Below are 11,673 nucleotides of genomic sequence, written 5' to 3'. Positions count from 1 at the left end.
AGCCTCGCTCCTACAAGGGCGAGCGCTCCACGGACCTGTAGGAGCGAGGCTTGCCCGCGAAGGGGCCCGCTCGGACACCGCCGTAACGAAGGCATAAACCCACTCTTTACGCATTCTTTATGCCCCGCCACACCCCTCGGTCTCGTTCCTTTACAGCCTCCCTGCCGACAATGACTCCACACGCGGCAATACGCCGTAACACGGAGAACTTCCATGAGCGTTCTGGACGGGGTGTCACTGCTATTGGCAGTGGGGCTGTTCATTTATCTGTTGGTTGCGCTGTTGCGCGCGGACCGGAACTAGGAGCGGCTATGCACAGTTATGACTATTGGCTGATCCTGGCCTTCTTTGCCGTGGTGCTGATCCCGGCACCGTTCCTTGGGCGGTTCTACTACAAGGTCATGGAAGGCCAGCGCACCTGGCTTTCGCCGATCCTCGGACCGGTCGAACGTGGTTGTTATCGGGTGGCCGGCGTTGATCCGCAGGCCGAACAGAGCTGGCAGAAATACACACTGGCCTTGCTCGCCTTCAACCTCGCGGGCTTTTTGCTGTTGTTCGCGATCCTGTTGTTCCAGGACCACTTGCCGTTGAACCCGCAAAACCTGCCGGGTCAGGAGTGGACGCAAGCGTTCAACACCGCCGTCAGCTTCATGACCAATACCAACTGGCAGTCCTACAGCGGCGAAGCGACCCTGAGCTACCTGAGCCAGATGGTCGGCCTCACCGTGCAGAACTTCGTCAGCGCCGCCACCGGCCTGGCGGTATTGGTTGCGCTGTGCCGCGGTATTGGTCGCAAGTCGAGCAAGACCCTGGGCAACTTCTGGGTCGACATGACCCGCGCAACCCTCTACGGCCTGTTGCCCCTGTGTCTGCTGCTGGCGCTGTACCTGGTCTGGCAGGGCGTGCCGCAAACCTTCGCGCAGTACGTGAATGCCGTGACCATGCAAGGCGTCGATCAGGTGATTCCGCTCGGCCCGGCCGCCAGCCAGATTGCGATCAAGCAATTGGGCACCAACGGCGGTGGCTTCTTCGGCGTCAACTCGGCGCACCCGTTCGAGAACCCGACAGCGTGGAGTAACCTGTTTGAAGTTGGCTCGATCATTCTGATCCCGGCCGCGCTGGTGTTCACCTTCGGCCACTACGTCAAAGACCTGCGTCAGAGCCGCGCGATCATCGCCTGCATGCTGGCGCTGTTCCTGATCGGCGGCGCGACCTCGTTGTGGGCTGAATACCAACCCAACCCGACCCTGAACAACGTCGCCGTGGAACAGACCGCGCCGCTGGAAGGCAAGGAAGCGCGCTTCGGCACGACCGCCACGGTGCTGTGGTCGGTGACCACCACCGCAGCGTCCAACGGTTCGGTCAACGGCATGCACGACAGCCTCAACCCGCTGAGCGGCATGGTCGCATTGGTCAACATGATGGTTGGCGAAGTGATCTTCGGCGGCGTCGGCGCGGGGCTCTACGGCATGTTGCTCAACGTGTTGATCGCGGTGTTCCTCGCCGGCCTGATGATCGGTCGTACCCCGGAATACCTGGGCAAGAAACTCCAGGCGAAGGAAGTCCAGTTGCTGGTCGTGACCTTGCTGGTGATGCCGGTCGGCGTGCTGGTGCTCGGTGCGATTGCCGCGAGTCTGCCCGGCCCGGTCGCGGCGGTGAGTAACCCCGGTGCCCACGGTTTCAGCCAGTTGCTGTACGCCTACACCTCGGCCAGTGCCAACAACGGTTCGGCCTTCGGCGGATTCGGTGCCAACACGGCGTTCCACAACCTGATGCTGGGTCTTGGCATGTTGATCGGTCGCTTCGGTTACATCCTCCCGGTACTGGCGTTGGCCGGCAGCCTGGCAATGAAGAAAACCGCACCGATCGGCCAGAACAGCTTCCCGACCCATGGCCCGCTGTTCGTGACATTGCTGACCGTGACCATTTTGCTGGTGGGTGGTTTGACCTTCCTGCCGACATTGGCGCTGGGTCCTATTGCTGAACATCTGAGTATGGGCTTCTAAGGAATCCATCATGAATATGCCTGTAAGCAAAACCGTCGTCGCCAAGGCGCCGGAACAACCCAAAACTGCGATCTCGGCCCTCTGGCGCCCGGCGCTGGTGCAAGCCTTCGTCAAGCTCGACCCACGGCAATTGCAGCGTGCGCCGGTGATGCTGGTGGTCGAACTGACCGCGATCCTGACCACCGTGCTGTGCTTCATTCCCGACAGTGCCGTGCCGACCTTCGTCGCTGCGCAAATCGCCCTGTGGCTGTGGTTCACCGTGCTCTTCGCCAACTTCGCCGAAGCCTTGGCCGAAGGTCGCGGCAAGGCCCGCGCCGACAGCCTCAAGGCCGGCAGCGAAGGCTTGAGCGCCCGCCGTAAAACCAGTAACGGCACTTTTCAAGTGGTACCGGCCACCAGCCTGCGCAAGGGCGATGTGGTGCGCGTTGAAGCCGGGGAAATGATCCCCGGTGACGGCGAGGTCATCGAAGGTATTGCCGCCGTCAACGAAGCGGCGATCACCGGCGAATCCGCGCCAGTGATTCGTGAGTCCGGGGGCGACCGTTCGGCTGTCACCGGCAACACTCGCCTGGTCTCTGACTGGCTGCTGGTGAAGATTACCGCCAACCCCGGCGAGTCGACACTGGACCGCATGATCGCTCTGGTCGAAGGCGCCAAACGCCAGAAAACCCCGAACGAAGTCGCGCTCGACATCCTGCTGATCGGCCTGACCCTGATCTTCCTGTTGGTGGTCGTCACCCTGCAACCGTTCGCCCACTTCGCCAACGGCAGCCTGCCGCTGGTGTTCCTGGTGGCGTTATTGGTCACGTTGATTCCGACCACCATTGGCGGTTTGTTGTCCGCCATCGGTATTGCCGGGATGGACCGTCTGGTGCGCCTGAACGTGATCGCCAAATCCGGTCGCGCCGTGGAAGCGGCGGGGGACGTTCACGTCCTGATGCTGGACAAGACCGGCACCATCACTTTCGGTAACCGTCGCTGCACCGCAGTGCATCCGGCGCCGGGCGTCACCGCCCGTGAACTGGCGGAGGGCGCATTGTTTGCCTCGCTGGCCGATGACACGGCTGAAGGTAAGTCCATCGTCGAGTACCTGCGCGGCACTCAGCCACAACCTGAACCCGCCGCCGAGTTGCTGACGGCCGTACCATTCAGCGCGGAAACCCGTCTGTCCGGTGTCGACTATCAGGGGCGTGTGTATCGCAAAGGCGCGGTAGATTCATTGCTGGCCTTCGTCGGTGTGAAACGCGCCGACCTGGCCGCGCCGCTGTCCCGTGAGATCGACAAGATCGCTCAAAGCGGCGGTACCCCGTTACTGGTCTGCGCCGACGGCAAATTGCTCGGTGTGATCCACCTCAAGGACGTGGTCAAGCCCGGCATCCGCGAGCGTTTTGCCGAGCTGCGCAAACTGGGCATCCGCACGGTCATGGTGACCGGCGACAACCCGCTGACCGCCGCTGCCATTGCTGCCGAAGCGGGCGTCGATGACGTGCTGGCCGAGGCTACGCCAGAGAAAAAACTGGCGCGCATTCGCCACGAACAGAACGACGGTCGCCTGGTTGCCATGTGCGGCGACGGCGCCAACGATGCCCCGGCTCTGGCCCAGGCTGACGTCGGCATGGCGATGAACGACGGCACGCAAGCCGCGCGGGAAGCGGCGAACATGGTCGACCTCGACAGCGACCCGACCAAGCTGTTGGACGTGGTGCAGATCGGTAAGGAATTGCTGGTGACCCGCGGTGCGCTGACGACGTTTTCCATCGCCAACGACGTGGCCAAATACTTCGCGATCCTGCCGGCGCTATTCGCCTCAATTTACCCGCAATTGGGCGTGCTGAACGTCATGCACCTGGCCAGTCCGCAGAGCGCGATTCTCTCGGCGATCGTGTTCAACGCCTTGATCATTGTGGTGCTGATTCCACTGGCGCTGCGTGGGGTTCGAGTGCAGGCCGCGAGTGCGGCGGCGTTGCTGCGACGCAATTTGCTGGTCTACGGATTGGGCGGGATTGTGGTGCCGTTCGTGGGGATCAAGGCGATCGACATGCTGCTGACGGCGTTGCATCTGGTTTGACGGTCGGGAGCTGTGATGGGGTTTTTGTGGCGAGGGAGCTTGCTCCCGCTGGGCTGCGAAGCGGCCTCATCCCAGACACCGTGTTTGTTCAGGTACACCGCATTTGCCGGGTTGACGACTGCTTCGCAGTCGAGCGGGAGCAAGCTCCCTCGCCACAAGTGACGTGTGTGCCTGATGAATGTTCTTTGAATTCGAGGATTTTGAAATGTCCACAATGATACGTCCGGCCCTGAGCTTGCTCGTGCTGATGACCCTGATCACCGGCGTCGCTTACCCCTTGGTCGTCACTGGCGTCGCCCAGGTCGCGTTCCCGGATCAAGCCAATGGCAGCCTGGTGCGTGACGCCGGCGGCAAGGTCCGTGGCTCTTCGCTGATTGCCCAGGATTTCGTTGGCGATGCCTGGTTTCATCCACGGCCATCGGCGGGTGCGTTTGCCACCGTGTCGAGCAGCGCCAGCAACCTTTCGCCGAGCAATCCGGCGCTGGCCACTCGGGTGATCGACGATGCCAACAAACAGCTGGTGCCCGGTCAGGGGCCAGTGCCGTTGGCCATGCTCACTACCTCCGGCAGCGGCCTCGATCCCCACTTGCCACCGGCGGCGATTGCCTATCAACTGGCGCGTGTTGCGGCGGCGCGTAATTTGCCGGTGTCTACGCTTCAGCAATTGATGAATGCGCACATTGAGCAGCCATTGGTGGGGCCGCCGGTGGTGAATGTGTTGGCGCTAAACATCGCGCTGGAAAACCTGTAGAAGATGATCGTTCCCACGCTCTGCGTGGGAATGCATCAACGGACGCTCCGCGTTCGGCTCTGAAGGGGACGCGGAGCGTCCCGAGCTGTATTCCCACGCGGAGCGTGGGAACGATCAATCAAGATAAGGCAATGACAAATGAGTGACTCCGGCCGCGCCGACGCGCTGTTAGCAGACCTGCCCCGCGATGGCCGTGGCCGGCTCAAGGTTTTCCTCGGCGCCGCACCCGGTGTCGGCAAGACCTACGCCATGCTGCAAGCGGCCCACACCCAATTGCGCCAGGGCGTGAAAGTCATCGCCGGCGTGGTTGAAACCCACGGCCGCGCCGAGACCGAAGCGCTGCTCGGCGGCTTGCCGCAGCAGCCCTTGGTGCGCTTGGAATACCGTGGCGTCACGCTCGAAGAAATGGACCTCGACGGTCTGCTCGCGGCCAAGCCGAAATTGGTGCTGGTGGACGAACTGGCCCACACCAACGCCCCCGGCAGCCGTCACGCCAAGCGCTGGCAAGACATCCAGGAATTGCTCGCCGCCGGCATCGACGTGTTCACCACGGTCAACGTTCAGCACCTCGAAAGCCTCAATGATCAAGTGCGCGGGATCACCGGCGTGCAGGTTCGCGAAACCCTGCCGGACTGGGTGCTGCAAGAAGCCTACGAACTGCTGCTGATCGACCTGCCGCCACGCGAACTGCTTGAGCGTCTGCGTGACGGCAAGGTCTACGTGCCGGAGCAGGCGCGGGCGGCCATCGACGCCTTCTTCACCCAGACCAACCTCACCGCCCTGCGCGAACTGGCAATGCAAACCGCCGCTGCGCAGGTGGACGATGACCTGGCCCAGGGATATCGACAACTTGGCCAGGCCGCGCCAGCGGTGCGCGGTCGATTGTTGGTCGGCGTCGATGGCGATGCTCAGGCCGAACGCCTGGTGCGCCACGCCAGCCGGGTCGCCCAGCGTCGGCATCTGCCGTGGAGCCTGGTGCACGTGGACAACGGCAGCGTGCGCGACGAACAATCGCGCCTGCGCCTGCAAAGTGCCCAGCAACTGGCCGAGCGACTGGGCGGCGAAGTGGTGTTACTGCGCGCCGGTGAAGTCGCAAAAACATTGATCCAGCACGCTGCCGAACGCCGTGCCAGCCTGGTGCTGGTCGGTCAATCGCGCCAGCGTTTGCGTCGGCGCTTGTTCGGCGGCGGTCTGGCATCACGCTTGCTGCGTGATGCGCGGGGGCTGGAAATCAACGTCCTCGACAGTGATCACGAACAGCATCAGCCGCGTCAGCGTTCGGCGCATTCGCTGGTGTGGTTCGACTACGCGCTGGCGGTCGTGGCGACGGTGCTGGCCACTGCTTTGGCCTGGGCCGTGGCGAGCGTCTTGCCGCTGCCGAATATATCGCTGGTGTTCCTCGCCGCCGTGTTGCTGGTGGCGGTGCGCAGCAGCCTGGGCCCGGCGCTGGCTTGTGCGGCGCTGTCGTTTCTGACCTATGACTTTCTGTTTATCCCGCCGAATTTTTCGTTCGCCATCCAGCGCGAAGAAGACGTGTTGACCTTGCTGTTCTTCCTGCTGATGGCGGCCCTCACCGGCAACCTCGCTGCGCGGCAACGGCGGCAATTGCAAGCATTGCGCGACACTCAGGAAGAGACCACCGAACTGCTCGACCTGTCGCGCAAACTCACCGCCGCCACCGACCGCCAGGCCGTGGTCAGCGCTGCGGCCCAGCACCTCAATGGCTGGAGCGATCTGCAACTGTGCCTGCTCAACCGCGACGGCCAGGGTGGCTGGAAGGTCGAGACCGGCGGCCCGCTGGAGTTTTCCGAAGCCGAGCGCGCTGCCGCCGATTGGGCCTGGCAACACGACCAGCCGGCGGGCGCAGGCACCGGCACGCTGCCGTTCGGGCGTTGGTGGTGGTGGCCGTTGTCGGTGGAAGACGGACCGTTGGCGCTGCTCGGTGTGTGCGCCAAAGAAGGCCAGACCTTGAGCGGTCAGCGTCGGCGTTTGTTGACGGCGTTGAGTCAACCGCTGGCCCAGGCCTTGGCTCGCGCGCAACTGGCCGAAGACCTGGAAGCGGCGCGCCTGCACGGCGAAACCGAGCAGTTGCGCAGCGCCTTGCTGGCGTCGGTGTCCCACGATTTGCGCACGCCGCTGACCTCCATGCGCGGCAGCATCGACAGTCTGCTGGCCCTCGGTGAAGCCATCCCGCTGGAGGATCGCCGCGAACTGCTTGAAGGCACCCGCGATGAAGCCGAGCGCCTCGACCGTTACATTCAAAACCTGCTGGACATGACCCGCCTCGGTCACGGTGCGTTGAAGCTGGCGCGGGACTGGGTGTCGCCGGCCGATATTGTCGGCAGTTCGCTCAATCGTCTGCGCGCGGTACTGGCGCCGTTGCAGGTCAGCACCGAAGTGCCGGCCGAATTGCCGCTGCTGTACGTGCATGCCGCGTTGATCGAGCAGGCGCTGGTCAACGTGCTGGAAAACGCCGCGCGTTTTTCTCCGCCTCACGGCCGTCTGCAATTACGCGCCGGCGCCAATGACAGCGAGCTGTTCTTCTCGGTCAGCGACGAGGGGCCAGGGATTCCGGAGGAAGAGCGGGCGAAGATTTTCGACATGTTCTACACCGCTGCGCGTGGTGATCGGGGCGGGCAGGGCACCGGCCTGGGGTTGGCGATCTGTCAGGGCATGGTCGGCGCGCATGGCGGTCGGATCAGCGTCGCGGACGGCATTGAAGGGCGCGGCACCTGCATCACACTGCACTTGCCATTGCAGGAACAGCCGGGCCTTGAAAGTGAAGCCTGATACCCTTTGGACATCTCCATGCCACGATCAGAAACCATGAGCCAGACCGCGACCATTTTGGTCATCGACGACGAACCGCAAATCCGCAAATTCCTGCGCATCAGCCTCGCTTCCCAGGGTTACAAGGTACTGGAGGCCGGCAACGGCAACGAAGGGCTGGCCCAGGCGGCATTGAACAAACCCGACTTGCTGGTGCTCGATCTCGGCCTGCCGGACATGGACGGCCAGCAAGTGCTGCGCGAGTTTCGCGAATGGTCGACGGCGCCGGTGCTGGTGCTTTCGGTGCGTGCCAGCGAAGGGCAAAAGGTGGAAGCGCTCGATGGCGGTGCCAACGATTACGTGACCAAGCCGTTCGGTATTCAGGAGTTCCTCGCCCGGGTGCGTGCGTTATTGCGTCAGGCCCCCGTTGGCGAGGCTCAGCAAGCGGCGCTGACGTTTGGCCCGCTGACCGTGGACCTGGCCTATCGCCGGGTACTGCTCGATGGCACCGAAGTCGCGCTGACCCGCAAAGAGTATGCGGTGCTGGCGCAACTGGCCCGGCATCCCGGGCGGGTGATCACCCAGCAGCAACTGCTGAAAGATATCTGGGGGCCGACCCATACCGAGGACAGTCATTATTTGCGGATTGTGGTGGGGCATCTGCGCCAGAAGCTGGCGGATGATCCGACTCAGCCACGGTTTATTGTTACCGAGGCGGGGGTTGGGTATCGGTTGTTGGGTAGAGAAGATTCTTTCGGCTAGGTTTCTGACTGCTGGTCCCTAGGGCTTTTTTGCATATTTGCCGTTCGTCGAAACTGTCATTTATGTCAGGTATGAAGAATGGATGGGTAGCCGTATCGTTCCTTTACGACGCCACTGAAACTGCGCACAAAGGTGGCTTCGGTCAAAAAACTCAACCGGTTTATTGAATTGGAGCAGGTATGGAAACGCACAAACCTTTGGAAATGGATGAATCAGAGGCGCTTGTATCAGGAACGGTTTATTCACTGAAATCGTTCCCGAATCTGGAGCCGGTATCAGCGCCAGATACCACTTTTCAACGTCAGCCTGCAGGCGGTAAGAAACCGTACTTCTACGAAGTGAATGATCCGCAAATCGCTCACGTTAATCAGGAGGGGGTTGTCAGCGCGTTACGCTCGGGACAGGTAACCGTGACGGTCACTGACGCGGCGGGTCAGTCCAAAAGTTACATCGTGAAAATCCCGAAAGGGAAAGACTTTTTCGTTTTTGGTACTGCAAGGCTGCGTTCGTTACTGGATGATGCCAATAGAGAACTAGTGCAGCTTTCAAATCTCGATGATTTGAGGGTTCTGTATCAACGCTTTGGCAATCGGTGGCCTTTGGGGGACGGGCAGCTTTGGTCGACGACGGGTTCATCGGAAGAACCAGAGCCGCCACCGCCGCACCCGATAGAAACAGGTCACAATTACTACACGAAGGATATGAAAAGCGGCATTGAACAGACAAACGACAGTGGTCATGTCTTTACTGCGATTGGTAGGAAACTGTAAGGCTACTTGCCCTTTAAATCATTTTGGGGAGCTGCACGACAAGCTCCCTTCGATTTGCCTTGGCCAAAGTGCCGCCGCAAGCGCTTGCGGCACATTGAACATCAGTGTTGATCGTTCTGCTCATTTTCATAACGATCCAGCGTATCCCGCGCAATCTCCCGCCCCAGCGCGATCAACTCCGGCGCCTTGTAAAACTCGAAAAACCGGCACACCCGTTTCGGCACGTTGATCAGGATGTCCGGCGGATACCCGGCGATCTTGTACTGCGCCAACGACGTCTGCATCACCTCGAAACTCTGGTTGATCAGGTCCAGCAACGACGCCGGGCCCACGTTGTCGATGATGAACGAACCTGTGGCGGATTTCGGTGCGCCTTCGTGTTCGGGGGCGGCTGCCGGTTGCTGGGCTTCGGGTTCGGCGGATTCGATCCAGGGGTTGATGTCGGCCGCTTCGGCCATCAACGCTTCCTTTTCCAGCAGCAGCAATTGTTCGGCCTGCTTGCGGCGGAACGGCATTTTTGAACCCAGGGAATTGATCAGGCTGTCGAACCGGGTCTTGAACGCGGGCGGACGCTGAATCACCGGCAGTTTATAGTGGCGCTGGTTGGTGGAGTTGAGGTTGACCGCAATGATCAGGTCGCAATGGCTCGACACCACGGGCACGATCGGCAAAGGGTTGAGAATGCCGCCGTCCACCAGCATGCGATTGCCCTGCATCACGGGTGTGAACAGGCTCGGAATCGCTGCCGAGGCCCGCATGGCCTGGTGCAGGCAGCCTTCCTGGAACCAGATTTCCTGCTGGTTGGTCAGGTCCGTGGCCACCGCCGTGTAAGGGATGCGCAGGTCTTCGATGTTGATCTCGCCGACGATCTTGCGAATCTGCCCGAACACTTTCTCCCCGCGAATCGCGCCCAGACGAAAACTGACGTCTACCAGACGCAAGACGTCGAGGTAGTCCAGGCTTTCGATCCAGTCGCGATAATCGTCAAGCTTGCCGGCGGCGTAGATCCCGCCGACCACGGCGCCCATCGAGCATCCTGCAATGCAGGCGATGTCGTAGCCGCGCCGTTCGATTTCTTCAATGACACCGATATGGGCATAGCCCCGGGCCCCGCCTGAGCCCAGCACCAGTGCGACACGCTTTTTCATGAATCGCCCTCGTCTGACAAGGTTCAACAATGCACCCATCACGGGGCGCGCTTCAATCGCTAAGGTCGCTCGGTGGGCCAAGGGCGTCGTTTTTTCGACACTCCATGGCGGCGCATGGGTATTCTCACGCACACTTGACGTTTGCGCGGCGGGGCCAAGGCACTTTTCACGTGCCAGACCGTCATACCAGCACGACTGTTTACCTAATGTTGAGGTGTGAGTGATGAAAGCCTGGATTTGCGTGCCATTGATTGCCCTGGCGCTTGCCGGTTGTGCCGGCAAAACCGCTTATCGTGACAGCTGCGGTAGTGGACTCGATGCGGCGTGGCATGAACTGGACCTGGCCAAGGCCGAGGGTTTTGCCGGCACCGTCAGCTACTCCAAGGCCCTGTCGCTGTTGACGGCGGCCAAGACCCAGCAGCAATTCGAAGGCTTCGAAGGCTGCACCAAGAAAGCCGAGAAGGCCCGCTTCTATATTCGTGAGTCACGTGCCGGCCGTTAAGGCATGATGTAGGGAACAGTGGACATTCGATTCAGGGAGCAAGCGATGTCGGCCTTGGTTGATCGGTTGGTGGCTCAAGTACTGAGTCTGGAAGTTCGTCTGCTGGCTTGCCAGGCGCGCCTGAGAGCGCGCACCGACCCGGAAGCGTTGCACGAGCTGCGCACCACGGTTCGCCGGCTGCGCAGTCTGTTGCGACCGTTGCGCGGGCTGCCTGGCGTCGAGCAACTGGAGGCGGCGTCGTCCCGGGTTGGCGAGTTGACCACGCCGTTGCGTGATCGCGAGGTGCTGGCGGCCTACTTGCTCAAGAACGGTCAACCCGAGGCCGCGCAACGACGTATGGCGCAGATGGCCAAGGCGTATCCGGCGGTGGCGACAAGCCCCGAGGTCACGCAGTTACTGATGATTCTCGACGCGTTTCCGCGTTTCCTCCGTGCTTCCCAGCGTCAGGGCCTGCTCAAGGGCCTGCGCAAACGCATCGAAAAGCGCCTCGCCAAGCAATGGAAGAAACTCGATCAGGCCCTGCACGATCCTGCCCATGATCGCCATCGCTTGCGTCTGTTGATCAAGCGCGTGCGCTACGGCATTGACGCCTACCCCGAACTTGACCGATTGCCCGACGCGGCGATGCCACGTTTGAAGTCGGCACAAGGTGCCCTGGGTGAGTGGCATGACTGTTTTCAATGGCTGGCCAGGGCTGAACAAGAGCCTGATCTGCACCCGTGTGTCGCCGTCTGGAAAACCACCATGGCCAAGGCCGAGGAGCGCGCCGACCGCGTTCTCGACAAACTCAGCGATGCCTGCTTCAAATCCTGAAACCACCCCGATCAAATGTGGGAGCGAGCCTGCTCGCGAAAGCGGTGTATCAGTCGGCATCAGAGCTGGCTGACAGACCGGTTT

At 61.5% G+C, this 11,673-nt stretch carries 10 protein-coding genes; 9 read left to right on the top strand and 1 reads right to left on the bottom strand.

Annotation, left to right across the window (positions count from 1 at the left end; translation table 11 throughout):
- The first annotated feature begins 213 nt into the window (after nucleotides 1-213).
- From kdpF to QMX98_RS26475, 7 genes are all read left to right on the top strand, one after another.
- Nucleotides 214-303: a K(+)-transporting ATPase subunit F gene (gene kdpF, locus QMX98_RS26505; RefSeq protein WP_007899818.1), complete on the top strand. Its 90-nt coding sequence runs from the start codon at nucleotides 214-216 to the stop codon at nucleotides 301-303.
- 8 nt (nucleotides 304-311) lie between these two features.
- Nucleotides 312-2,006 (top strand): potassium-transporting ATPase subunit KdpA, encoded by a 1,695-nt coding sequence (kdpA, locus tag QMX98_RS26500; RefSeq protein ID WP_077747930.1) that lies wholly within the window; start codon nucleotides 312-314, stop codon nucleotides 2,004-2,006.
- 10 nt (nucleotides 2,007-2,016) lie between these two features.
- A complete protein-coding gene (gene kdpB / locus QMX98_RS26495) occupies nucleotides 2,017-4,074 on the top strand; it encodes a potassium-transporting ATPase subunit KdpB (RefSeq protein WP_083374713.1) in 2,058 nt (685 codons plus the stop codon).
- A 205-nt stretch (nucleotides 4,075-4,279) separates the two neighbouring features.
- Entirely contained in the window at nucleotides 4,280-4,825 is a 546-nt protein-coding gene (kdpC, locus tag QMX98_RS26490; protein ID WP_077748028.1) for a potassium-transporting ATPase subunit KdpC, read from the top strand.
- A 138-nt stretch (nucleotides 4,826-4,963) separates the two neighbouring features.
- Entirely contained in the window at nucleotides 4,964-7,615 is a 2,652-nt protein-coding gene (locus QMX98_RS26485) for a sensor histidine kinase KdpD (protein WP_083374712.1), read from the top strand.
- Between the two features lie 36 nt (nucleotides 7,616-7,651).
- Nucleotides 7,652-8,356 carry a response regulator gene (locus QMX98_RS26480; protein ID WP_282411606.1) on the top strand — a complete coding sequence of 235 codons (705 nt, stop codon included), beginning with the start codon at nucleotides 7,652-7,654 and terminating at the stop codon, nucleotides 8,354-8,356.
- Between the two features lie 179 nt (nucleotides 8,357-8,535).
- Nucleotides 8,536-9,126, top strand: coding sequence for an Ig-like domain-containing protein (locus QMX98_RS26475; RefSeq protein WP_077747926.1), 591 nt, complete (start codon nucleotides 8,536-8,538; stop codon nucleotides 9,124-9,126).
- Between the two features lie 101 nt (nucleotides 9,127-9,227).
- On the opposite strand, the gene QMX98_RS26470 is transcribed toward QMX98_RS26475, so the two are convergent.
- The gene (locus QMX98_RS26470) at nucleotides 9,228-10,274 is read right to left on the bottom strand and encodes a patatin-like phospholipase family protein (RefSeq protein ID WP_282411605.1); all 1,047 of its coding nucleotides are present in this window, start codon (nucleotides 10,272-10,274) and stop codon (nucleotides 9,228-9,230) included.
- A 223-nt stretch (nucleotides 10,275-10,497) separates the two neighbouring features.
- On the opposite strand from QMX98_RS26470, the gene QMX98_RS26465 reads away from it, so the two are divergent.
- Entirely contained in the window at nucleotides 10,498-10,776 is a 279-nt protein-coding gene (locus QMX98_RS26465) for a hypothetical protein (protein WP_010461623.1), read from the top strand.
- A 45-nt stretch (nucleotides 10,777-10,821) separates the two neighbouring features.
- Nucleotides 10,822-11,589: a CHAD domain-containing protein gene (locus QMX98_RS26460; RefSeq protein WP_282411604.1), complete on the top strand. Its 768-nt coding sequence runs from the start codon at nucleotides 10,822-10,824 to the stop codon at nucleotides 11,587-11,589.
- The last annotated feature ends 84 nt before the right edge of the window (nucleotides 11,590-11,673 follow it).

It is taken from the genome of Pseudomonas sp. PS02303, assembly GCF_029959925.1.
Classification (GTDB): domain Bacteria; phylum Pseudomonadota; class Gammaproteobacteria; order Pseudomonadales; family Pseudomonadaceae; genus Aquipseudomonas; species Aquipseudomonas mandelii.
Note: the sequence above shows the minus strand (reverse complement) of the source record. Positions and strands in the feature narration are given on the sequence as shown.

What these genes read in the sequence shown, in the direction of transcription:
- kdpF (WP_007899818.1), top strand. Translation starts at nt 214, where the DNA reads ATGAGCGTTCTGGACGGGGTGTCACTGCTATTGGCAGTGGGGCTGTTC.
- kdpA (WP_077747930.1), top strand. Translation starts at nt 312, where the DNA reads ATGCACAGTTATGACTATTGGCTGATCCTGGCCTTCTTTGCCGTGGTG.
- kdpB (WP_083374713.1), top strand. Translation starts at nt 2,017, where the DNA reads ATGAATATGCCTGTAAGCAAAACCGTCGTCGCCAAGGCGCCGGAACAA.
- kdpC (WP_077748028.1), top strand. Translation starts at nt 4,280, where the DNA reads ATGTCCACAATGATACGTCCGGCCCTGAGCTTGCTCGTGCTGATGACC.
- QMX98_RS26485 (WP_083374712.1), top strand. Translation starts at nt 4,964, where the DNA reads ATGAGTGACTCCGGCCGCGCCGACGCGCTGTTAGCAGACCTGCCCCGC.
- QMX98_RS26480 (WP_282411606.1), top strand. Translation starts at nt 7,652, where the DNA reads ATGAGCCAGACCGCGACCATTTTGGTCATCGACGACGAACCGCAAATC.
- QMX98_RS26475 (WP_077747926.1), top strand. Translation starts at nt 8,536, where the DNA reads ATGGAAACGCACAAACCTTTGGAAATGGATGAATCAGAGGCGCTTGTA.
- QMX98_RS26470 (WP_282411605.1), bottom strand. Translation starts at nt 10,274, where the DNA reads ATGAAAAAGCGTGTCGCACTGGTGCTGGGCTCAGGCGGGGCCCGGGGC.
- QMX98_RS26465 (WP_010461623.1), top strand. Translation starts at nt 10,498, where the DNA reads ATGAAAGCCTGGATTTGCGTGCCATTGATTGCCCTGGCGCTTGCCGGT.
- QMX98_RS26460 (WP_282411604.1), top strand. Translation starts at nt 10,822, where the DNA reads ATGTCGGCCTTGGTTGATCGGTTGGTGGCTCAAGTACTGAGTCTGGAA.